The sequence below is a fragment of the Paenibacillus sp. S-12 genome (assembly GCF_030363895.1).
In the GTDB taxonomy this organism is placed as follows: Bacteria; Bacillota; Bacilli; order Paenibacillales; family Paenibacillaceae; genus Paenibacillus_B; species Paenibacillus_B alvei.
In genome coordinates this window covers 62,328-85,015 of the sequence record NZ_JASIUF010000024.1, presented here as the reverse complement: position 1 = coordinate 85,015, position 22,688 = coordinate 62,328, and the positions used below count along the sequence as shown (strand labels likewise).

Sequence of the window (22,688 nt, the reverse complement as noted above, 5' to 3'; positions counted from 1 at the left end):
GTTTTCAAAGAACAATCTCAGTCAGTAACCAATCTCTTAGTTACTTTCTTTTTCTCACCGCTTTGTCAGCGGCGACTTTTATATCTTATCATTTCGTTCATTTCGTGTCAACACTTTTTTAAAACTTTTTTTAATCTCTTTCGAGATTGTTTTGTTTTAAGTTTGTTAACTCATGTCCGAAGCGACATTGATTAATTTATCATAAAGGCAAGGGTTGCGTCAACCACTAAATACCTACCATTTTAAGGGAAATAACGAGAGCAAGTCCTGGTATTCCAAGCAATCCGACTCCCGTTAAGGTAACTGGATTAATCGGGACTTGAACTCCTGCAACCCACCCAGTCGTATTCACAAGGTACAATAGCGCAAATGCGCTAACTCCATGCAGCAGAAAGGTCAAGATCCCACGCCATGCCAACCGCTGACGGACGAGGACAAGGAGCAGCCCAGCTATGGATGCAATGAGCAATACAAGCAAAAGTATTTTCATCTTTATAATACCTCCCCTAAACGCAATGCATGCAGGTTCACCCGCTTCGCCCGTTTCATTAGCATGGCAATCCGTTTCTCAGCCGCCTCTAATGTAGAAATTGCGTAGTCTATTTCATCTGACCCCAACGCATGGTCAAAACGAATACCGGCCATCTCCCACTCTGATAATGCTGTTCGAATATCTCTCATCAACAATTGCTGCTCAGACAAAGTCAAACCATATTCACGCTTGTCCCGATTTCGCATGAACCATTTTTGGATCTTTTCCCACATTTAGCTCCCTCCCTTATCCCTTACTGGTTCATTCATATGAAAGAAGGGACAAGGCTAGAACATCTTTGTCAGGCTCCTGCTTAGGTCTTAGCGTTTCATATCCATTCAACACTACAGATCTCCTTGCAGACAACAAAAAAAAGCCCTCGATGGTCGAGAGCCCCTATATCAAATAACAGCAATTATACACTCCTGTGCTGAACCACTCTAATTACCTCATTGAATATCGCGTCGGCCTTCTAGCGCCTTAGATAAGGTCACCTCATCCGCATATTCCAAGTCACCGCCCACAGGCAGACCATGGGCAATTCTCGTAACACGTATGCCAAACGGCTTCACAAGCCTTGAGATATACATTGCTGTTGCTTCCCCTTCAATATTCGGATTGGTGGCCAAGATTAATTCTTTAACCCGCTCATCACTAAGCCGCTTGAGCAACTCAGCAAGACGAATATCCTCCGGGCCTACTCCTTCCATTGGGGATATTGCACCTTGAAGCACATGATAATACCCCATGAACTCCTTCGTACGCTCCATCGCAACCAAATCCTTGGTTTCTTGTACAACGCACATGACAGAGGCATCACGCGTCTTATCTGAGCAAATACGGCAAGGATCAATATCTGTAATATTGCAGCACACAGAGCAGTAATGCAGGTTTCTCTTTACGTTAACAAGCGCCTTCGCAAAATCAATAACATCGTCCTCCTGCATACGGAGTACATGAAACGCAAGACGAGCCGCCGTCTTCGGCCCGATTCCGGGCAAATGTGTAAATGCCTCGATCAACTTGGCGATCGGTTCTGGATAATACAATGCGGGCTCTCCTTTACGATAGCTTAATCGACGATTGCAACCTCGTCCTTACACCCAAAAAACTTCCCCTAATGGTAGAAACGGCATATACCGGAATCGGTATATGCCTCACATTCATGTGTCTAGATTTAGAACAAGCCAGGAATTTTCATTCCGCCTGTGAATTTGGACATGTCGTCATTTGCCATGTCTTCTGCTTTTGTCAACGCATCATTAACAGCGGTCATAACAAGGTCTTGAAGCATTTCGATATCTTCTGCATCCACTACTTCTGGTTTAATAGCAATGCTAAGCACTTTTTTGTGGCCGTTAACTTCTACAGTTACAGCTCCGCCGCCAGAAGTACCAGTTGCTTTTTTATCAGCCAATTCTTCTTGAGCTCTCAACATTTGTTCTTGCATTTTTTTAACTTGCTTCATCATTTGATTCATATTGTTCATCGCCGTGAATCTCCTTTTTTCTCCATTTAATATAAATTACTCTTTTATGACAACGAGATCTTCTCCAAATAACTGGATTGCCTCGTCAATCCATGGTTCTTGAGAATGATTGCGGCCTTCTTGGCCCTCTGGCTCCAATTGGAATTCCTGCTCTTCCTTGTCTTCGGTTCGGGCTGCTGCAGCCTCCCAATCCTTGAGCATCATGGTATCCATCTGGTACGGCTTGCCAAAGGTTTCGGACAGCACTTGCTCGATCACCTGCTTATTAGTCGGCTTCTCTGTCGTATCTCGGTGAATCGAATTTTTGAAACCAATCAGAATCCGATCCTCCAGACATGACACAGGTTCACCGTTAACCAGCCAAGCATGAATGGTGACACCCGCTTCCTTCACTCGCTGCAGCACTTGTCCCCAAGTACCTCGAATGCGATTGAATTCGGCGCTGTTATGATTCGCAAGGTATCGTTCAAACTGCGGCGGCTGCTTAGAGAACTTGGATACGCGTCCAGATGGGCGTGTTGCAGCAGGTGTACGTTCATTCGTTACTTGTTCCTGACGGCCTGCACCTGCCCCCCCTGATTTCATTAACTGTTCAACCTTCGCCTCTAAAGACGTAATCTGTTGACGCAAATGTTGCAGGGAGGAGGAATGTTCCATTCCATCCTGTCGAATCTCCCCTTGAACGGACTCGCCAGTATCCGCAGCACGATGCAACGGACGCTGACCCGAAGCTGCCAATTGAAGCAGTGCGACCTCGAACAAAGTCTGCGGCTGCACAGCGAACTTCATATCCGTCTGGTATCGATTCAGCGTATCGATGATGTGAAACAAACGACTCTCTGTGAACCCTTCCGCCAAATCACGGAAAGACTCCACGCGAGTCAACCGATCCGTTAGTGTATCTCCGCTCGGCACCATCTTCATCATAAGCAGATCTCGGAAAAAGTACAACAGGCTTTCCATGCACTTGTCTGCGCTCTTGCCCTCCTGCATCAGTTGCTCAACCACCGAAAGCACCGATCCAACATCACCCGCTTGTACCGCTCGGGCAAGTTCAGCGAATCTCTCTTCGGGCATACCACCAGTAATGTCCAATACCTGTTGATAGGTAATGGCTCCGTCAGTAAAGGAGGCTGCTTGATCCAGTAAGCTGATCGCATCGCGCATCCCGCCGTCAGACAGCTTTGCAATATAGGTCAAACTGTCATGATCAGCTTGAATATTCTCTTCCTTGCACACCTGAGCCAAGCGCTGTACTTGCTCAGCAAGCGAGACTCGACGAAAGTCAAAACGCTGGCAACGCGAAATAATCGTAGCTGGAAGCCTATGCGGCTCTGTCGTCGCCAATATGAACATCACATGCGAAGGCGGTTCTTCTAACGTCTTCAGCAAGGCGTTAAAAGCTTCCGTCGTCAACATGTGAACTTCATCAATAATGTACACCTTGTAGCGAACTTCTGTTGGCGCATATTTCACTTTTTCACGAAGATCGCGAATTTCCTCTACACCGCGATTCGATGCAGCATCGATTTCCACTACATCCATCACAGCTCCGGCAGTGATGCGCTGACACGCTTCACAAGCGTTGCAAGGCTCCGGGCTCGGCCCTTGTTCGCAGTTGACAGCCTTCGCCAGTATTTTCGCTGCACTCGTCTTCCCGGTTCCTCTCGGGCCGCTAAACAAATATGCATGCGAAAAACGCCGCTCCCGCAACGAATTTTGCAGCGTTTGAATAATATGCTGTTGTCCGACCATGTCTTGAAATGACTGTGGTCTCCATGCGCGATACAATGCGATATGCCCCATGATGCAACCTCGAAAACGTTTTTACTTATTATACTATATCATAACCTCTAAAAAAACAGCCATTCCCTCTCTTTGGAAAAGAGAGGCGCTTACTACATCTCTATGAGCTCTGATAAGGGACTGCGAGCGTAAATGTCGTGCCAAACCCCTTAGAGGAAACGCGTATCGTCCCCCCTAAATCATGAATAATTCGTTGGCATACCGAGAGCCCCAGTCCCGTTCCATTCTGTTTTGTCGTAAAAAAGGGATCGAATATCTTATCAACGAGAAATGCCGGAATCCCCGGACCCGTATCATGGATATCGATCAGCACACGCTGCTCTGCACTATCCCGCTTCACGCTCACCGTCAGCGTGCCGCCTTCCACCATCGCCTCTATTCCATTCTTGGCGATATTGATAAACACCTGCTTCAGCAGCTCGCGATCCGCCACCACATTCGGTACAGACTCCCCTGCCTCGTATCGAACATGTACACCGTGCAGTACTGCCTCGCTGCGAATAATCGGTAAAATATCGTTCATTACCTGATGTACATTAACACGCTCAATTGTGACATGTTTCGGTTTGCTTAAAAGCAGAAACTCACCGACCAGTTCATTAATCCGGTTGATTTCCGTTAGCATGATTTCGGTATAATGGACTTCCTTCGCCATCCCCTTGTCACGCAGTGTCTTCTTGAACATCTGCAGAAAACCCTTTATAGAGGTTAAGGGATTACGAATTTCGTGGGCCGTCCCTGCTGCAATTTGCCCAATCATTGCCAACCGATCACTTCGCTGCACCTGTTCCTCCAAAGAGCGCAAATTGGATACATCCTTGAACAGCACATACGCACCTACAATGCGGCGCTGTTCATCGCGCATGACATTGGAATCCATAAGAAGCTCATATCGTTCAACACCATTTCGCCAAGAGACAGCATGATTCCGAACACTCACACCTTCAAGCAATGATCGCTGTACGAGATGATGCTCTGTAGGCATGTCGCCAAACAGCTCATTAACACGTCTTCCGAGCACCTTCTCCCTCTCCCAGCCTAACACTTTGCAGGCCATATCACTGATGTCCACCAGGGTAAACTGAATATCCAACAGCATAATCCCTAAATTTACATCCTGTATAAAAGCACCGGCAAATTGCTGTAACAGTGTTAGTTCCATGTGCAACGCCTTCACATTTGCCCCTTCATTGCAGGAGGAAGGTAGGGACTGTTGCGACAGAGCGCCATGTATCGGTATGCTTGATTCGTTCATACACTCACCTCTTTTTGCAGAAACGAAAATGAGATTATCCGCTCACTTGTTGTTCGTTGTACAATTCGCCAAAAGGCGGTATTTTTCCTGCCATATATATAATATGAACATGTATTCATATTTGTTTAAACAAAAAAACACCGGTTATCCCGGTGTCCTCGTATGCACTATATGAACCGTGCACCTGTTATTGATAATTGCGATCCGAGCGGCACTTCCACACTACGACTCAGGCCAGGCTTCCCTCCGGCACATGAGCTCTCCTACTTATGGCTGCTTCCTTCCGGACCTGACCAAGTTCATAGGCACCCATTGCGGAGGACCCAGCCGTCAACACCAAGTGTAGACGCCAAACCCCACATCGACAAAACCTCTAACAGGAATTCAACCTCGCTACAGCGGATTGCGAGTTACAGGGCACCGCTACCTCCCCGTCTAGCACGGCATAACTTAGTATAGACGATTTGCAACAAAAGTGCAACCAACGTCATTTGTTAACAGTTATGGAACTGCCTTCTTCCTTGTTTTTACCCGGTTCTTCGTCCATTTGCTGAAGATACCTCAGCAGTACACATAGCAACGCACTAATCAAGCCTGAGATAAAATAAACCCAAGGCTTAGCGCTCGCTATCGGATACACCCATTGCAGCACACAAGTAGATAATGCAGCCCACACGAATCCAAATGCAATCCAAAATGGTGCAAGAGTCACAGGCTTATCTCCCCAAAATAACTCCAGGATAAGGATTCCTGCTAGAGATAGCATCACCACAATGAGACTTATCCATGCAAGTGTGACATTCCCATCCGGAAGAACAGGCCATCCCCAACGAGGAAGCGCCCGTGCAATCAAACGAAAAATACCATATGCACTGCCGACCACGACAAAGCTGGCAGCCATCACAATGATGGCGTCCTTAATAAAAGTGCGCTTGCTTCTAAGCGGCTTAGGCTCGGTCTGAACCAACCGCTCCTGCTTGCGGCGCTCACTCCATTCCCCCACACATACAAACAATACCCCTAACAAAAGCGTACTACCGATGATGGTTAACGGCAGTTCTCCCTTAATGATATGCCATATAAATCCTAATCCAAGCTCGAATAATTTTTCAACCATACCGCCTAGGCTCCGTTCTTACGATTCACAGTTCATCTCAAAGTCCAAATTCACCGGTTCATCAGGCATCTTATTATTCGTCGCTAATCCACCAGTCGTGGGAACAGAGTCATCAACTATATCCAGGCGAATCCCATCCATCCACACTTGACCTGAGCCGCTTAGCAGCACACCGAATGCAATCACTTCCGCATAAGGAGCAATATCAAGCACTACTTCATAGGAGCTCCACTCCGTTGATCCAACAATCGGGCGTTCATCCATGTTATCAAAGTTGATAGGCACTTCATCTTTGGCGTCGACCCGCATCCACATGCCTGCCCATCCCTTAACGCCGTCCGTCTTCAGGAACCCAGACAAACGAAGTCGCTGGCCAGCATACTTTCCAGCCTTGATCATCTGCATCAGCGTACAGAACCCCCGTGGATCCGCAACCTCTTTAGCTCGAATGGTGCCCGATGCCCTTCCCCGATGAACATGAACACGATCAACGCTTACCCGATACTGGTTCGGATATACACCTGTAATTGTCCATCCTGGCGGAGCAGCTTGCAGTTCAGGTATAGAACCCTGATTTTCAATCATTCTATTCTCCTCCTTTGTCCAATGAAAACAACGAAAACCTTTGCGATATTCATTCGGTGTCATACCGTACATCTGCTTGAAGGCACGTGTAAAGCTGTCTTGACCAGAAAATCTGTATTCTAGCGCAATATCCAGGATTCGTTTATCTGTGGAAAGCAGATCCGCCGCAGCCCCTGCCAGTCTGCGTTCTCGCAATAAAGTTGCTGCACTTACTCCGACATGCCGTTGAAACACCCGGTTAAAGTGAAAACGGGATACCGAGCAATGTTCCGCAACGGCCACCGCATCAACGTTTTCTTTTATATTTCGTTCTATGTAGGATACAGCATCTTTAATCCACTGCTCGTGTTCCCGCCACATAGCCTGACCTCCCCATGATGAAGGCTTCTATCTTGATAAAATTCCCGTCCCAATTAATTGTAGCGAATTTTCACAAATGTCGTTTTGACATTTTGTGCGAATTCTCCGTTCCAACTGTTAGACCGCTAAGGGAGCAGTTATACATATAAAAAAAATGAACTCCCTTGACTGTTGCCAGCAAGGGAGTCCATATCATAAACATACGTATTACATGCCGTATTTCTTTTTGAATCGATCCACACGACCACCAGCATCCAAGAACTTCTGCTTACCTGTGAAGAATGGATGGCAAGCGGAGCAAACCTCTACCTTCAAGTTCTCTTTAACGGAACCTGTTTCGAAAGTGTTACCGCAAGCGCAAGTTACAGTCGTAATGTGGTATTTCGGTTGAATTGCTTCTTTCACTCGAATTCACCTCTTTCCGCCCTGAGCCCTTTGCGTGCCCAGAGTATATAAAAAACGCATGAATGGATTATAGCATGTTTGCATCAAGTTCGCAATCTCATGTTATAATCATATTCTTGTCCGCTTAATGACCAAAGAACGAGTGCTTAGGAGCTCACAGAGCTGCTTCGCGTTCTGCGCGGAGGCGGTGTTGGCGTACCGCTCGTATCCAGTGATGCCAGAAATTCTTCGTTCGTCTTTGTATCGCGCAGCTTCTTCAAGAACTGATCCACGAATTCTGGAGATTCATTCATATTCTTGCGAATTGCCCACAACTTATCCAGTTCTTCCTTGGACAAGAGCATTTCTTCGCGGCGCGTTCCTGAGCGGCGAATATCGATAGCCGGGAAAATACGGCGTTCAGCCAGCTTACGATCCAGATGAAGCTCCATATTCCCTGTTCCTTTAAATTCTTCATAAATGATGTCATCCATACGCGAGCCTGTCTCAACCAGCGCTGTTGCCAATATCGTCAGGCTGCCACCCTCTTCAATATTGCGGGCAGAACCGAAAAACCGCTTCGGACGATGGAAGGAAGCAGGGTCGATACCGCCAGATAATGTACGGCCAGACGGTGGAACCACCAGATTGTAAGCTCGAGCCAAGCGCGTAATACTATCAAGCAGAATAACTACATCCTTCTTATGCTCTACTAGACGCAAAGCGCGCTCCAGAACAAGCTCTGTTACCTTGATATGATTCTCTGGCACCTCATCAAATGTGGATGCAACAACCTCTCCTTTTACAGAACGCTGCATATCCGTTACTTCCTCAGGACGCTCGTCAATGAGCAGGACGAATAGTTCAATCTCAGGGTGGTTGGTCGAGATGCTGTTCGCGATTTCCTTCAGAAGTAATGTCTTACCGGCCTTAGGAGGAGCTACGATAAGTCCGCGTTGTCCAAGCCCAACCGGCGCGAGCATATCCATAATACGAGTAGACACTTTGTTGGAAGCCATTTCAAGCACAAGCTTCTTCTCTGGATATAGCGGTGTCAAGGCAGGGAAGTGAAGGCGCTGTGCCGCATCTTCTGGGTTCTCGCCGTTTACAGCATTGATTTGAAGCAATCCGAAGTATCGCTCGTTCTCTTTTGGAGGACGGCACTTCCCTGATACAAGGTCACCCGTACGAAGGTCGAATCTGCGAATTTGAGATTGAGAGATATAAATATCTTCTGAACTCGGCAAATAGTTAATAGGACGCAAGAAACCGAAGCCCTCCGGAAGAATGTCCAGTATTCCCTCCATAAACATAAAGCCGCCTTGTTCCGCTTGCGCGCGCAAGATAGCAAATATTAATTCTTTTTTCTTCATTTGACCATAGCCTGCAATTTGAAATTGTTTTGCTAGTTTATATAGCTCGGTCAGTTTTTTCGTTTCCAAATCGGAAATTTGTAACTCCATGAATACAACTCCTATTCTGTTGATAAATACAAATGATGTCAGAAGAATAAGTCCAATTGTGATATCGATACGTATAAACGCAGCGGTATGTCAGTATGAGAAATGAAGGCTGGTTGATACAATGAATAGTGGACAGATAACAGATGGGAACTGTCGGCCTGGGTAAGAAAGTCATTGAAGCGAAGCACTTTATGGAAGTGATGGTGCTAAACGCTACAGCGTCTTCAAGGAATAGAAAGGGAAATACTCTTCGTACGTTCGAACTTGCTAAAAGGTTGCATTTTCTTCTGTATCCGAAAGAGAATGCACCACTATCACTCTCTTTCGGATACAGATCACTAAACAAACGCCGAGTACTAGAATTTTCGCGCTTGCAGGTCACTTGATCGGAGCTTATCGGAAAGTTGTTACCACCCTTGACCCACGATTGCGAAACGATCATTATCCTATTTTTACCCTATAACCGCCAATTTATTCCGTCTGACGCCATACATCAGCGCCTAAATTGCGCAAATTCGTAACCAGATTATCATAGCCCCGGTCAATATACTCTACACCGGAGATTTCTGTGATGCCATCTGCTACAGTTAGTCCTGCAATCACGAGTGATGCCCCCGCACGCAAATCAGCGGCTTTCACCTTTGCTGCATTCAGCTTTGCTCCCTCAATGACTGCTGAACGTCCTTCCACACGGATTTTGGCGCCCATACGAAGCAGTTCTGGCACATTTTTAAATCGATTGCTATATACGAGATCGGACAGCATACTTACGCCAGCAGCTTGCGTGAGCAAGCTGATCATCGGTGATTGAAGATCTGTTGCGAATCCTGGATACACGAGGGCCTTTACATCGATAGCCTCATAGTCAGGCTGGCCAATCACACGAAGAGACTCGTCTCCTTCGATGACTTGCACACCCATTTCCTCCAGCTTCGCCGTAAGTGCTTCCAAATGCTTAGGGATGATGTTGTCGATGAGAATATCGCCACGCGTAGCTGCCGCAGCGATCATATAGGTTCCTGCTTGAATACGATCCGGAATGATAGAATGTCGGCACCCATGCAGCCCCCCCACTCCTTCAATTCGAATGGATTCAGTACCAGCACCTTTGATTCTAGCCCCCATTGCATTGAGCAAAGTGGCTACATCTATAATTTCAGGCTCTTTGGCCGCATTTTCGATAATGGTGATGCCTTTGGCTCGGGAAGCCGCCAGCATAATATTAATGGTTGCTCCTACACTAACCACATCGAGGTAGATCTTGGCGCCGCGCAATTCGCGCGCCGAAATATGGATTGCTCCGTGATCATTGGTTACCGTAGCGCCCAATGCTTCGAATCCTTTAATATGCTGATCAATCGGACGGGGTTCAAAGTTGCATCCTCCCGGCATGCCAATAGTCGCTTCGCCGAAACGCCCAAGTAAGGCACCCATTAGATAATAGGAGGCCCGCAATTTCTTCACAGGTCCGTTATGCATTGGCATCGAAATCATGCTAGATGGGTCAATTCGCAAGGAAGGGCCCTCCCAGCTTACTTCTCCGCCGAGTTCGCTAATAATCTCCGTATAGGTTGCAACATCACTTAATGCCGGCAAGTTATCGAGCACTACTTCACTCTCTGCCAATATTGCCGCAGGAATGAGTGCGACTGCACTGTTCTTTGCGCCGCTGATTTGCACAGCGCCACGCAGCGGTCGCCCACCGCAAATCATTAACTTTTCCATCACAAGCTAAGTTCCCCCCACGCCGCACCTGTTACAGATCCGGCTCGCCCATATGCTTTATTGGATTCATGTTCATTTGCAAAAACGTGGAATAATCGCAAAAAAGGGAAGAACACCGGCGCGAACCGGTGCTTTTCCCGCATTCGTAAACATAAATATGAATATCGATTATGCTTGGTTATTGGATCCGAACAGGCGGATTTTGTTGCGAACAACTTCAACCATTGCATTGCGTGCTGGCGTCAAGTATTTGCGAGGGTCGATAACGTTCGCATCTTTAGCCAGTGCTTCACGGATAGCTGCTGTGCAAGCAACTTGGTTTTCAGTGTTCACGTTGATTTTACCTGCACCTGCTGCAATCGCTTTGCGGATAGACTCGTCAGGTACACCGGAACCGCCGTGCAATACGACTGGAACTGGGATTTTGGAAGCTACTGCTTCGATGATATCGTAATGAAGTTTAGGCTCGCCTTTGTACATGCCGTGAGCAGTACCAACAGCAATTGCAAGTGCATCTACACCTGTTTCTTCGTAGAAACGAATTGCTTCTTCTGGGTTAGCCAATTGAGCTGCATCTTCGTCTACGTGAAGATCGTCTTCAACGCCGCCGATTGTACCCAGTTCACCTTCAACCGATACGCCCATAGCGTGAGCTGCTTTAACAACTTCTTTTGTCAAACGGATGTTGTCTTCGTATGCATGATGGGAACCATCGAACATAACGGAAGAGAATCCGGCACGAATACAAGCCATTGCTACTTCAAATGTGCTACCATGGTCAAGGTGCAAAGCGATTGGCAAGCCGGATTTCTTAGCAGCCGCCTCAGCCATTGCTACTGTGTACTCCATTCCCATGTAACGCAAAGCGCCTTCGGATACACCGAAGATGATTGGCGCGTTTTCTTCCATCGCCGCTTCTGTAATTGCTTGTGTGAATTCCAAGTTATTGATGTTGAACTGACCTACCGCAAATTTTTTCTCTTTTGCTTTAGGCAAGAACTCGTTCATCGAAACTAATGGCATGGTCTCCATCCTCCTAGGAAGTTGTTCGTCGTCTGTCTATCTTGATTAGAGCCGACATCTTATACGGTGTTATTATATCACAATTGGGCGTGAAAAAGTAAACAACCTCTTGACAAAACAGCTACATTACGTTTACAGGAATTGATTTCCCTAAAGCCGCTGACTGATTGGCCGCTTCTATTAATTTTGTCAGATCCAGCGCCATATTAACGTTGTCTGGATTGGTTTCTCTACGCAGCACATAATCTACCCACTGCTCGAACATATTCGGAATCGGTTCATCGAACGGAATTATATTCCACTCTCCGTCTCCTTCATTCAGTCGTATGCGAATTTGATCGTCCGGCATGCCATACATAATGCTCCCATTTGCGCCATGAATCTCAACCATGAACGGGGATTGACCGGTAACAAATCCTGTTTCGGCAATTCCGATAGCACCACCATCATATTGGAGCAGCGCGACTGCATTATCTTCAACTTCTTTACCAGTAACATACCCATATGATGCAGTCACGGCTCGAGGCATCCCTTGCAGCACACGGGCAATATACATTGGATGACAGCCTAGATCGATCATTACCCCACCACCACAATCGGTTCGATCGTAGAAATGATCTGGCAGCCATCCTGCTAGAGCTCCGTTGTGCGCCATACGCACACGGACAAGCGATACATTCCCCACAGCGCCCTCTCCTACTATTCTGCGCAGCGTTATGATATCTCGCTCATATAGCTTTCGAAGAGCAACGGTCAGCACAACATTATTTGCTTCTGCAGTCCTTACGATGCGATCAGCTTCTGCCAAGGTTGGGGCTAATACTTTCTCTGTGAAAATGTGCTTGCCTGCTTTTGCTGCCTTTACCATGATTTTCTCATGCAGACGCGTCGGCGCTACAACCACAACCGCATCGATATCCGCCTGTGCCAGCATATGATCTAGATCTGCATAAAACGGCACCTGATAGCGGCTTGCATAGCGCTCGCCACGCGTCTCATTTTCATCCCATATTGCTGCCAGCACTGTATCTGGGTGATGAAGAATAAAATCCGTATATTCTTCCGCATGAACATGCCAATAACTGCAAACAGCCACTCGTATCATCATTTATCCGCCCCCTGTAAAATCCCATGATTGTGCCACTGACCATTAGATTATATCGCTTCCATATCCTATAGCAGCGATTTAGAGCACAATACCCAATAAACGAGGAAGGCCCCTAAGGAGGTCTCGTCCACGAGCACTCTCCACTAGAGGCATGTCCAATTCACTGTATCGCAAGCCAATGCTATAAGTCGCCCACTATCATTGACCGGATACTTTGAAGAAGGCTAGAGCTTAACCCCCAGCAGGCTTCTTGTTTTATATCATACATTACTTCTTAAGAAGGCATCGTCATCTCGTTACTTGACTGCCCCTGCTCTAATGTCATATTGACCGCAACTCTCATCTCATCAATATCGAATGGCTTCGTAAAGTGCATTAATGCACCGAGATCGGTCGCTTCCTTAATCATATCCAATTCGCCATAAGCGGTCATCATAATCACATTCATATGTGGCTTCATCAGCTTGATTTGCTTCAAAATTTCTAATCCATCCATGCCCGGTATCTTCATGTCTAGCAGGACAATATCCGGCGACTCTTCTTTTACGATCTCCAGCGCCATCTTGCCATTGGACGCTTGAAAAGTCGTGTATCCTTCACTACTGAACACTTCCATGAGAAGAACCCGAATACCATTCTGATCATCGACAATCAATACTTTCTTATTATTCAACTGGTACCCCTCCCACCGCGTCTCACGAGCGAGTGTGCAGCATCCTCTTGTTCAAATGAGTTAATCTCTCACACTGCATGCTTATTTTACCACTCCACATGTACAGTACTTATTCGCTTCTTTACAATAAAATCCTTCTTCTTCTAGGAAAAACATCGCAACTCCCACATAAAAACAAAAAAAAGCGAAGACTCTCCAATAGGAGAGTCCCGCTTCAAACGATTCCAGCGACTATTGTTCCTTATCCACGATGCGTCATTGCCGCTTTGACGAACTCGCGGAACAATGGCTGTGGACGGTTCGGACGTGAAATGAACTCTGGGTGGAACTGTACAGCCAAGAACCAAGGATGACCTGGAAGCTCTACAATTTCCACCAATCGGCCGTCTGGGGACGTACCGCTGATCTTCAAGCCTGCGCCTTCAATTACTTCACGATATTCATTGTTGAACTCATAACGATGGCGGTGACGTTCGTACACCAGCTCATCATTGTAGCAGGACATTGCAAGCGATCCTTCTTGCAGTTTGCAAGGGTACAGACCAAGACGCATTGTACCGCCCAAATCTTCAATATCCTTCTGCTCAGGAAGCAGATCGATAACTGGATATTCTGTCGCAGGATTGATTTCGGAGCTGTTCGCGCCATTCAAGCCTGCCGCAGCACGTGCATATTCAATAACCGCAACTTGCATACCAAGGCAAATACCGAAGAACGGAATTTGCTGTTCACGCGCATAGCGGATTGCTGTTACTTTACCTTCGATACCACGATCGCCGAATCCACCTGGCACCAAGATACCATGTACGCCCGACAATTCTGCATCTACGTTTTCTTCTGTAATTTCTTCTGCATTCACCCAACGGATATTAACTTCCGTATTGGCATCAATACCTGCATGCGCCAACGCTTCTACGATGGACAAGTAAGCATCATGCAAGGCTACATATTTACCAACGATTGCGATCTCCACTTGGCCTTCAAGCTGCTTCACGCGGTTTACAAGCTTCGTCCACTCCACCATATCTGGTTCTGGAGTTTGAAGCTTCAAGTGATTTACAACGAAATCGTCCATGCCTTGCTCATGAAGCATCAATGGTACTTCGTACAATGTGGAAGCATCCCGGCATTCTACTACCGCATTCGCATCAATATCGCAGAACAAGGAAATCTTGCGCTTCATATCTTCTGCAAGCTCATGCTCTGTACGGCATACGAGCATGTTTGGCTGAATACCGATACTGCGCAATTCTTTTACGCTGTGCTGCGTAGGCTTCGTTTTTACTTCGCCGGCAGCTTTGATGTAAGGAATCAAGGTAACGTGAATGTACATCACGTTGTCACGACCTACATCACTTTTAATTTGACGGATTGCTTCCAAAAACGGCAAGCTCTCGATATCGCCGACTGTACCGCCGATTTCGGTAATGACAACATCAGAACCGGATTCCTTGCCTGCACGGAATACGCGCTCTTTAATTTCATTCGTAATATGCGGGATAACTTGTACAGTACCGCCAAGGTATTCACCGCGGCGCTCCTTCGAAATTACCGTAGAATATACTTTACCAGTTGTCACATTGCTGTTCTTCGATAGGTTGATGTCGATGAAGCGTTCATAGTGACCTAAGTCAAGGTCTGTCTCTGCTCCGTCATCTGTTACAAAAACTTCGCCATGCTGATAAGGGCTCATTGTGCCCGGGTCAACGTTAATGTAAGGATCAAATTTTTGGATCGTTACTTTAAGCCCTCGATTTTTCAGCAATCTGCCCAGGGATGCTGCCGTAATCCCTTTACCAAGAGAAGAAACGACGCCGCCCGTTACAAAAATATATTTTGCCACTGGTGAAACCCTCCTATGATCAAGTGCATTCAAGACATGTTCTCGGGAGGCTTTGTCTGTAGAACAGGTTCGATACACGCGAGTCCCATAATCTCATGTTGTTATCGTAACCCATTTGCGCAATATTCATTGATGCAAAATGTCATTAAAAAAGCTCCTGTCTAAATTGTCCGGAAGTCATGTTCCGTAGTGGACGGGAGCTATTTTATACGAATCAAATTGTACCAATTGCAACCAGCAACAAAGCCGCAAAATCCGCAATTCGTATCCTAAAAAAACAAAAAAGTGACTCCCGTAGTGTCACGGGGCACTTTCTTCATATGTGAAAATGACTCTATTTAATTACGTGTAAATCCAAAGCCCATATGCTAGTTTACTCTGTAGGCAATCCCGTGTCAAGGGAGATCGAGGTGATTTTTCGCACGGGCAGCTCATATGGAAAATGCCGCTTACGTATCCCTCCTGCACACGCCTAAGATCAGTTAGGGGGCACAGGAAATATAAGCAAGCGGCATTCTAAAATGCGGATTCAAATCAAGAAGAGGATCTTACATATCCCCGTCTTTGTCTTCCTCATCTTCAAATTCGTCGCGATCTTCATCTTCATTCAGATCTGCATCTTCTTCATCGATTTCTTCTTCGATGTCCACATCATCTTCCACATCAGAATCATCATCCTCGAAGATTTCCTCGTCGTCATCGCTATCTTCATCAACGAAGTCGAAGTCTTCTTCTTCATCATTGTGGTAGTTGTCGTCATCATCATTGTAATCGTCATCGTCGTCATCGTTAATGATGCGTGGACGCGGCGTACCCCCGGCCATTGCCTCTTCAGAACGGTCGACCGGATACCAGCGTTTCAATCCCCACAGGTTCTGGCCAACACAAGCAAATCGTCCGTCAATGTTAATTTCCGTATATAACTGCGCAATGACATCGTTAATTTGCTCTTCGGACAACCCCCGCAGCTTAGCGACTTCATTCATGAGATCGCGGTAATAGAAAGGCGTGTTGGCAGTTTTCAGTACCATGAAAGCAAGATCCACCATCGGTATTTCTTGCACTTTTTCAGGATCCAATTTCAAATCCAGCGGTGTGCTCATAAAGACACATCCTCTCTCTCTAAAAAGTTCAAATTGCATTCACTTATCCATGTTCACACATAAGTAAAACCGATCTCAAGTGAAAATGCAAGTTTTCTTCCTATAGACGAGGAAATGCCACAAGTCGGACAAAAAATAGAAACGCGAAGGGAATCCCCTTCGCGTTCGACTGTATCCGCACCCGATGAAGGCTAACGCCCCCGTATCGGGTGTGCTAAGCCCTTCGTCGGCTCTTCTTCATACTATGTCCGTGGAAGTCATTTGACACGGTGGAAGGCCTAACTTTCGCAAAAAAGGCTTCTACCCCAGTCCACGCAGGAATTTAACGCATACGATATGTAAAATTGTCTGTTCAAAAAAGACGTTTCAGCCAATTCATATTTGGTCTCTTGATTATCACATGTAACTTTTTGAACAACCGTTACAAAGGAACTGTCGGGAGGGACTCGACATTGGATACTACGGGCTTACTCCAGTTATTGCTTCAAGGGCTCAGCACCGATAAGCCGCGCAGGCGTCAACTGTTCATCCGCTTCCACACCCACGAACAGTATGAACAATGCAGCGAGGCACTGAATTTGCTCGAGGAAAGCAGACCGGAGCTTACTGTAATACGCAAGGTTCCACTTATTAATGCTTGGATATATCCAGCCAGTGCTGACTTCGACTCAACCCTTTTATTGTCCACTTATCAAGTTATCGTTGAAGAAGACATTCACCTTTCCATGCATGCCGTGTCCCAGCGGCCAGTCAACTGGGAGCGCGGCATTCCATGGGGAGTCCGGCACATCAAAGCTCCACAGGCTTGGAGCACAACAACCGGTCACCGTGTTCATATTGGTGTCATTGATACCGGGGCAGATTTTCACCATCCTGACCTGAGGCATTCGCTCACGCGCGGCATTAATCTGATTCAGCGCGGATTTCCTCCGCATGACGACAATGGTCACGGCACACATATTGCGGGCACGATAGCTGCCGCCAATCAAATGTACGGCATTATAGGGGTGGCCCCTCGCGCCGTTATTCATCCAGTCAAAGCATTCGATGAGAATGGAGCTGCCTTCGTATCCGATATTATTCAAGGCATTGATTGGTGTGTCCGCCATGGTATGAATATCATTAATATGAGCTTCGGCATGAAAACCCGCAGCAAGTCGCTCCTCACCGCTGTCACGAACGCATACAACGCTGGCGTTACCATTGTTGCCTCCTCCGGAAATGATGCGAAGCGCAAATCCATTGATTACCCCGCTCGTTACCTGCAAACGATCTCGGTAGGGGCTACCGATCGCATCCGGAAAATTGCTCCCTTCAGCAATCGAGGCCGCTTCGTCGATATTTACGCGCCTGGCGATAAAATTGTATCTGCGTGGATTAAGGGAAAATACCACGAAATGAGTGGCACCTCAATGGCCACCTCACACGTAAGCGGTGCTATTGCACTGCTGCTTGCCATGAAGCCCGATCTGAAGCCCGCAGAAATCAAGTCCTTGCTAAGACGATCTGCAACCCCAATGCGAAGCCGAAGCAGCACTTCGCGAAGCGTAGGGGAAATTGATGTCATGCGGCTCCTTAAGGAGGCAGGCCGATAGCGTGTCCGCGGTTTGAACAAAAACAAGGACAGCCGACTGACCGACTGTCCTTGATTATTCTTTCATGCAGTTATACTAGGAAGCCGATAGAGGCTCCAGCTTTGTTCTTGGTGTATTCCACAGCTCCAGCCACTTCTTAATAGCAGAGATGAGGATAATAACGCCCAGCACCATCATAATAATCGACAGCGTTGCATTCAGAATGCTGTATCCTTTACCCGATGAATTCAAGTACACATTCGTAATCATCCATATGCCTGCATAGTTAACAGTGACGAACAAGTACGCAAGTGGTACAAGACATGTGAGTGCATACCGGCGCTTATCTGCAATTTTCATAATAACCGTTGCACCGATTATGAGACCGATGGAGGCCATCATTTGGTTCGATACTCCAAATAGTGCCCATACAGAACCGATATCTCCCGAGAAGAGCAGGTACCCCCACAGGAAGCATGCTAGAGCACTTGCAAAGATAGAGCCCGGCACCCAATCCACTTGTTTCAAAGGTTTATATACTTCACCGAAGAAATCTTGAATAATGTAACGTGCTACACGCGTCCCCGCATCAATCGCTGTCAATACGAATACCGCTTCGAACATAATAACGAATTGAAAGAAATAGGATGAAAGTGATTCGAACCACGGGAATTTTGTAAAAATATAAGTCATCCCAACAGCCAAAGTTACAGCTCCTCCTGTTCGCCCTTCCAAATCTAAACCAATTTCTCTTGCCAGATCTGGCAGATGAACGACGTTCATGCCAAGTGTCTTGAATGCTTCCGGTGTGGAATTGATTGCAAAATAGTCAGCAGGCTGCAAGGCAGTCGCTGCGATAAGCGCCATAATCCCAACAACACATTCGACCAGCATCGCCCCAAAGCCAACAACCTTAATGTCACTCCAGCGATCCAGCATCTTCGGTGTTGTTCCCGACCCAACAAAGGCATGGAAGCCGGAGATTGCTCCGCAGGCTATCGTAATCGAGATGAACGGCCATACTGGTCCTGCCAATATCGGCCCACCGCCGTTAATGAATTCGGTCACGGCTGGGAATGGGATGTCCGGATTAATAATGAACACACCAACGATAAGGGCAAGGAACACTCCGATTTTCATAAAGCTGCTCAAATAGTCGCGCGGTGCAAGCAGCAGCCATACAGGCAGCGCAGCCGCAAAGAAGGCATATACTGGTAAAATAATTGCGAGCGTCTTCATATCAAAAGTCAGCCATTCGCCAAGTGCGGTTCCTTGAATGTAAGGACCCATAAATACGCCAATCATCAGCAGAATAAATCCAACGCCAGAAGCACGCTTCAAGTTTCCTGTCTTTTTATACCAAATCCCCACCATCATGGCAATCGGGATTGTAATGCCTACCGAGAAGGTACCCCAAGGATTGTGCTCAAGCGCATGAAGCACCACCATCGATAGACCAGCCATCGTAATCGTAATAATGAACAGCATTGCAAGTCCGGTACAGAAGCCGGCGATTGGGCCAAGCTCTTCCTTCGCCACCTCAGAGAGTGACTTGCCCTGTTTTCGCATAGAAGCGAACAATACAACAGCATCATGGACAGCCCCACCAATAACCGCACCGATCAGCAGCCAGAGCAATCCTGGCAAGTACCCGAACTGGGCTGCTAATATCGGGCCAACTAACGGACCTGCAGCAGCAATGGCTGCAAAATGGTGACCGAAGGTCACCCATTTATTCGTCGGCACATAATCTTTGCCGTCATTTAATTCGTGCGCCGGAGTAGGCTTGGAATCGTCTAGCTTTAACACCTTGTTCACCATAAATGTTCCATAGAGGCGATAGGTGATCATCAAGATGCATATCGAACCAATCACTATTGAAACCGCATTCATGATCGTCCACTCCTTTCGAGCTATTGCTGTTATCATACCTTATGAAAACAGCTATCCCTCGTTTTCATAACAGAATGCGGTATGCTTATGATGAAGTGCACAAAAAAGGGATTGGAATGCAAGCGATTTCAATTCCTTTTTTGGTTTATGTAGAGAATAGCCTCAATCATGAAAAGCTGCCTATTCATCTGCTATTACCGTTAGAACCTTAGAAGTTGCTTCAGTTCCTTCATGTAGGTTCGGCTAACCGGGATGCTGGCACCGTCCTGCATTTTCAACTGGAACGTCGAATGGAACCATGGCTCGATCTCAACAATGCGATCCACATTCACTAAGTACGCTCGATGCACACGAACGATGGATGGATGGTTCAGCTTCCGTTCCAATACACTTAGCGCTTCTCCGACACGGTACCGTTGCTTTGTCGTTGCAACAACGGTCTTCCCCTCCTCAAATCCGATATATACGATTCGATCCACATGCAGTACGACGATCCGTTCATCCACTGTTGTGATGGCAAGCCGCTCTACCCGCTCAATTGGAGCAGAGCGAGATTCCGCCACGGGATCGTTCTGGATTATTGGAGCAAGACGCGATCTCTGCTTCTCCAGCTTCTCTACAGTCAGCTGAATGCGTTGTTCATCGAACGGCTTCAATATATAGTCGGATGCACTCAGCTCGAATGCACGCAGTGCGTACTCATCATATGCAGTTGCAAACACGATTGATGGCGGTTCCTCCATTGCACTTATCCGTTCGGCGGCTTCCAATCCACTTGCTTCTGCAAGCTGAATATCGAGAAAAACCACGTCCGGGCGTAGAGCACCTATACGTTCCAGTGCCTCTTCCATCGATTCAGCCTCGCCTACAATTTCAACCCGCTTCGTACGACGCAGCAAATAACACAGCTCATCGCGCGCCAGCGGCTCATCATCCACGATAAATGCTTTCAACATTGATGCCCCTCCGATCGCCGTAATGAATCGGCAAGGTAATCGTTACCGATGTCCCTTGACCAAGCGTACTATCGATATGAATCGAGCCCCTACTTCCATACAGCTCCTCTATCCGCTTTGTAATATTACAAAGCGCTGTCCCTGTTCCTTCGACAGATGGAACGGCTTCATTGCCAAGCACAGCCATAGATTCCAGCGCAATTCCCTTCCCATTGTCTTTTGTCGTAATGAGCACATTCTTTCCATTCACCTTCGCACAAATGGACACAACCCCTTGCGGCCTTGCAAAGCCTTTGGAGAACGCATGCCGGATCGCATTTTCCACCAATGGCTGAAGTGTAAATGGGGGCACGAGCACATCCATAAGGGAAGCATCAATATCCGTTTCCACCATATATTTTCCAGGGAATCTAGCCTGCTCCAATGATAAGTACGCTTCTACATGCTCCAATTCCTTGTGTAACGGAATGAGCATCTTCCGCGCCCCTTGCAGGTTGCTGCGGAAAAATATGCTTAGCTGCTGCAGCAGCTTGCGCGCCTTCTCCGAATCAGTGCGGCAGAGCACCGATATTGTATTAAAGGCATTGAATAAGAAGTGCGGGTGAACCTGTGCTTGCAGCGCCTTAATTTCCGCATCCTTCAGCAGCCGGCTTTGCCGTTCCGCTTCCGCTAATTCCAACTGATTAGAGAACAGCTTGCCAAGGCCTTCAGCAAGCTCCTGCTCCACCTGATCCAGACGTGATGACTGCTTGAAATATAACTTCAATGTGCCGACCGTACGCTCATGCACCTTCAGCGGCAGCACATACGCAGCCTGCAATGGACAGTGCGGATCGAAGCAATGAATCTCCTCTCTTGAGGAGGCCTTGTGAACACTTCCTTCCTCAAGCACCTGCTTCGTCAACTGAGTAGATATACCGTTCAACGGTACATGATGATCGGCTCCTGCGCCTACATGAGCTAAAATTTGGTGCTCATCTGTGATGGAAATCGCGTCGGCACTCGTCCCTTTCCATATAATCATGGCCGCTGCCCGGCATGAATCGCTATTCAATCCTTGACGGAAATAAGGGAGTGTCTGATCGGCAATATGAAGTGCGTTATGCGTTAGCAGCGCTCGGGAACGTTCCTCTTCCTCATAGATGGATTGAATGATTAGCATGAACAGCAATATCCCGAATCCATTAACCACAACCATCGGCACACTGATCAGCTTGACGAGCTCCCATGCAGAGCTCCATGGCTCGGCTACGAGCAAAATAATGCCCATCTGCCCGCACTCCATCCCAATGCCGACCAGTGCCGCTTGCCATGCTGCATGCTTGCCTTGAATCATGCGGAACCGCTTCCCGATGAGGCCTGTAATAATGCCGGCCAATACCGTCGACACTCCACAAGCTGCCGCAGTGTATCCGCCTAGCGATAGTCGATGCAGGCCTGCTATTAATCCGACGCCTGTCCCGACAAATGGACCGCCAAGCAGTCCACCGATGACAACGCCCATTATTCGCGTGTTCGCAATGGCGCTGCCCGTCTCTACGTCCGCATGCCAAGCCTGTGAAAATACGGAGCTGTTATGAATCTGCACGCCGGTATAGTTGCTAATAACCCCGAATGCGCCGAACACGGCGATAAGCAGCAATTTCTCAGCAGTACCATGCTCATTATGGACAATGTAGCGAAATGACTTCATGCGCGACAGCACAAATGCAATGATCAGCAGCACGCCAACGCGCTCAATCATAAGCGGGAGCAAATACAGCATCTCGTCACCTACTCTCTATCCTACGTATTCACTT

The 22,688-nt window shown here is 47.3% G+C and carries 20 protein-coding genes and 1 other RNA gene; 1 reads left to right on the top strand and 20 read right to left on the bottom strand.

The window, feature by feature from the left end; translation table 11 throughout:
- Positions 1 to 226 precede the first annotated feature (226 nt).
- The 17 genes from NO352_RS22620 to rpoE form a co-directional block, all read right to left on the bottom strand.
- Positions 227 to 490, bottom strand: coding sequence for a pro-sigmaK processing inhibitor BofA family protein (locus NO352_RS22620; protein WP_005545725.1), 264 nt, complete (start codon positions 488 to 490; stop codon positions 227 to 229).
- 2 nt (positions 491 to 492) lie between these two features.
- Complete coding sequence (locus tag NO352_RS22615; protein WP_289356816.1) at positions 493 to 765, bottom strand: DUF2508 domain-containing protein; 273 nt, start codon at positions 763 to 765, stop codon at positions 493 to 495.
- 216 nt (positions 766 to 981) lie between these two features.
- Positions 982 to 1,581 (bottom strand): recombination mediator RecR, encoded by a 600-nt coding sequence (gene recR, locus NO352_RS22610; RefSeq protein ID WP_005545723.1) that lies wholly within the window; start codon positions 1,579 to 1,581, stop codon positions 982 to 984.
- Positions 1,582 to 1,709: 128 nt separating this feature from the next.
- Entirely contained in the window at positions 1,710 to 2,021 is a 312-nt protein-coding gene (locus tag NO352_RS22605) for a YbaB/EbfC family nucleoid-associated protein (protein WP_163978576.1), read from the bottom strand.
- A gap of 36 nt (positions 2,022 to 2,057) precedes the next feature.
- The gene (gene dnaX / locus NO352_RS22600; protein WP_005545721.1) at positions 2,058 to 3,827 is read right to left on the bottom strand and encodes a DNA polymerase III subunit gamma/tau; all 1,770 of its coding nucleotides are present in this window, start codon (positions 3,825 to 3,827) and stop codon (positions 2,058 to 2,060) included.
- Positions 3,828 to 3,927: 100 nt separating this feature from the next.
- A complete protein-coding gene (locus tag NO352_RS22595; protein WP_163978578.1) occupies positions 3,928 to 5,082 on the bottom strand; it encodes an ATP-binding protein in 1,155 nt (384 codons plus the stop codon).
- Positions 5,083 to 5,258: 176 nt separating this feature from the next.
- An RNA gene (ffs, locus tag NO352_RS22590) (signal recognition particle sRNA large type) lies at positions 5,259 to 5,526 on the bottom strand.
- A 43-nt stretch (positions 5,527 to 5,569) separates the two neighbouring features.
- Positions 5,570 to 6,199, bottom strand: coding sequence for a hypothetical protein (locus NO352_RS22585; RefSeq protein WP_289356815.1), 630 nt, complete (start codon positions 6,197 to 6,199; stop codon positions 5,570 to 5,572).
- Positions 6,200 to 6,217: 18 nt separating this feature from the next.
- Positions 6,218 to 7,144, bottom strand: a complete 927-nt coding sequence (locus tag NO352_RS22580; RefSeq protein ID WP_289356814.1) for a helix-turn-helix transcriptional regulator — start codon at positions 7,142 to 7,144, stop codon at positions 6,218 to 6,220.
- 207 nt (positions 7,145 to 7,351) lie between these two features.
- On the bottom strand, positions 7,352 to 7,549 hold the full coding sequence (rpmE, locus tag NO352_RS22575; RefSeq protein WP_005545715.1) for a 50S ribosomal protein L31: 198 nt from the start codon (positions 7,547 to 7,549) through the stop codon (positions 7,352 to 7,354).
- A gap of 146 nt (positions 7,550 to 7,695) precedes the next feature.
- Positions 7,696 to 8,991 carry a transcription termination factor Rho gene (rho, locus tag NO352_RS22570; protein WP_005545714.1) on the bottom strand — a complete coding sequence of 432 codons (1,296 nt, stop codon included), beginning with the start codon at positions 8,989 to 8,991 and terminating at the stop codon, positions 7,696 to 7,698.
- 471 nt (positions 8,992 to 9,462) lie between these two features.
- Positions 9,463 to 10,716 (bottom strand): UDP-N-acetylglucosamine 1-carboxyvinyltransferase, encoded by a 1,254-nt coding sequence (locus tag NO352_RS22565; RefSeq protein WP_040735650.1) that lies wholly within the window; start codon positions 10,714 to 10,716, stop codon positions 9,463 to 9,465.
- A 168-nt stretch (positions 10,717 to 10,884) separates the two neighbouring features.
- Complete coding sequence (gene fba, locus NO352_RS22560) at positions 10,885 to 11,739, bottom strand: class II fructose-1,6-bisphosphate aldolase (protein ID WP_005545712.1); 855 nt, start codon at positions 11,737 to 11,739, stop codon at positions 10,885 to 10,887.
- Between the two features lie 121 nt (positions 11,740 to 11,860).
- Positions 11,861 to 12,847 carry a Gfo/Idh/MocA family protein gene (locus tag NO352_RS22555; protein WP_005545711.1) on the bottom strand — a complete coding sequence of 329 codons (987 nt, stop codon included), beginning with the start codon at positions 12,845 to 12,847 and terminating at the stop codon, positions 11,861 to 11,863.
- 274 nt (positions 12,848 to 13,121) lie between these two features.
- Complete coding sequence (locus NO352_RS22550; RefSeq protein ID WP_005545710.1) at positions 13,122 to 13,520, bottom strand: response regulator; 399 nt, start codon at positions 13,518 to 13,520, stop codon at positions 13,122 to 13,124.
- A 241-nt stretch (positions 13,521 to 13,761) separates the two neighbouring features.
- Positions 13,762 to 15,363 carry a CTP synthase gene (locus NO352_RS22545; protein ID WP_005545709.1) on the bottom strand — a complete coding sequence of 534 codons (1,602 nt, stop codon included), beginning with the start codon at positions 15,361 to 15,363 and terminating at the stop codon, positions 13,762 to 13,764.
- A 548-nt stretch (positions 15,364 to 15,911) separates the two neighbouring features.
- Positions 15,912 to 16,466: a DNA-directed RNA polymerase subunit delta gene (gene rpoE / locus NO352_RS22540; RefSeq protein WP_289356813.1), complete on the bottom strand. Its 555-nt coding sequence runs from the start codon at positions 16,464 to 16,466 to the stop codon at positions 15,912 to 15,914.
- A 452-nt stretch (positions 16,467 to 16,918) separates the two neighbouring features.
- Here rpoE and NO352_RS22535 point away from each other — a divergent pair, with 452 nt between their 5' ends.
- The gene (locus tag NO352_RS22535; RefSeq protein ID WP_268600395.1) at positions 16,919 to 18,061 is read left to right on the top strand and encodes a S8 family peptidase; all 1,143 of its coding nucleotides are present in this window, start codon (positions 16,919 to 16,921) and stop codon (positions 18,059 to 18,061) included.
- 75 nt (positions 18,062 to 18,136) lie between these two features.
- Here the strand turns inward: NO352_RS22535 and cstA are convergent, their stop codons facing one another.
- From cstA to NO352_RS22520, 3 genes are all read right to left on the bottom strand, one after another.
- Positions 18,137 to 19,933 carry a carbon starvation protein CstA gene (gene cstA, locus NO352_RS22530; RefSeq protein ID WP_289356812.1) on the bottom strand — a complete coding sequence of 599 codons (1,797 nt, stop codon included), beginning with the start codon at positions 19,931 to 19,933 and terminating at the stop codon, positions 18,137 to 18,139.
- A gap of 200 nt (positions 19,934 to 20,133) precedes the next feature.
- Entirely contained in the window at positions 20,134 to 20,889 is a 756-nt protein-coding gene (locus tag NO352_RS22525; RefSeq protein ID WP_289356811.1) for a LytR/AlgR family response regulator transcription factor, read from the bottom strand.
- Entirely contained in the window at positions 20,864 to 22,654 is a 1,791-nt protein-coding gene (locus NO352_RS22520; RefSeq protein WP_289356810.1) for a sensor histidine kinase, read from the bottom strand. Before NO352_RS22520 ends, NO352_RS22525 begins: the two co-directional genes overlap by 26 nt.
- Positions 22,655 to 22,688 lie beyond the last annotated feature (34 nt).

Coding starts and splice junctions, on each gene's coding strand:
- NO352_RS22555 (WP_005545711.1), bottom strand. CDS start 12,847: ATGATGATACGAGTGGCTGTTTGCAGTTATTGGCATGTTCATGCGGAA.
- rho (WP_005545714.1), bottom strand. CDS start 8,991: ATGGAGTTACAAATTTCCGATTTGGAAACGAAAAAACTGACCGAGCTA.
- NO352_RS22520 (WP_289356810.1), bottom strand. CDS start 22,654: ATGCTGTATTTGCTCCCGCTTATGATTGAGCGCGTTGGCGTGCTGCTG.
- fba (WP_005545712.1), bottom strand. CDS start 11,739: ATGCCATTAGTTTCGATGAACGAGTTCTTGCCTAAAGCAAAAGAGAAA.
- NO352_RS22565 (WP_040735650.1), bottom strand. CDS start 10,716: ATGGAAAAGTTAATGATTTGCGGTGGGCGACCGCTGCGTGGCGCTGTG.
- NO352_RS22595 (WP_163978578.1), bottom strand. CDS start 5,082: ATGAACGAATCAAGCATACCGATACATGGCGCTCTGTCGCAACAGTCC.
- NO352_RS22620 (WP_005545725.1), bottom strand. CDS start 490: ATGAAAATACTTTTGCTTGTATTGCTCATTGCATCCATAGCTGGGCTG.
- NO352_RS22605 (WP_163978576.1), bottom strand. CDS start 2,021: ATGAACAATATGAATCAAATGATGAAGCAAGTTAAAAAAATGCAAGAA.
- NO352_RS22525 (WP_289356811.1), bottom strand. CDS start 20,889: ATGTTGAAAGCATTTATCGTGGATGATGAGCCGCTGGCGCGCGATGAG.
- dnaX (WP_005545721.1), bottom strand. CDS start 3,827: ATGGGGCATATCGCATTGTATCGCGCATGGAGACCACAGTCATTTCAA.
- NO352_RS22615 (WP_289356816.1), bottom strand. CDS start 765: ATGTGGGAAAAGATCCAAAAATGGTTCATGCGAAATCGGGACAAGCGT.
- NO352_RS22585 (WP_289356815.1), bottom strand. CDS start 6,199: ATGGTTGAAAAATTATTCGAGCTTGGATTAGGATTTATATGGCATATC.
- cstA (WP_289356812.1), bottom strand. CDS start 19,933: ATGAATGCGGTTTCAATAGTGATTGGTTCGATATGCATCTTGATGATC.
- rpoE (WP_289356813.1), bottom strand. CDS start 16,466: ATGAGCACACCGCTGGATTTGAAATTGGATCCTGAAAAAGTGCAAGAA.
- NO352_RS22580 (WP_289356814.1), bottom strand. CDS start 7,144: ATGTGGCGGGAACACGAGCAGTGGATTAAAGATGCTGTATCCTACATA.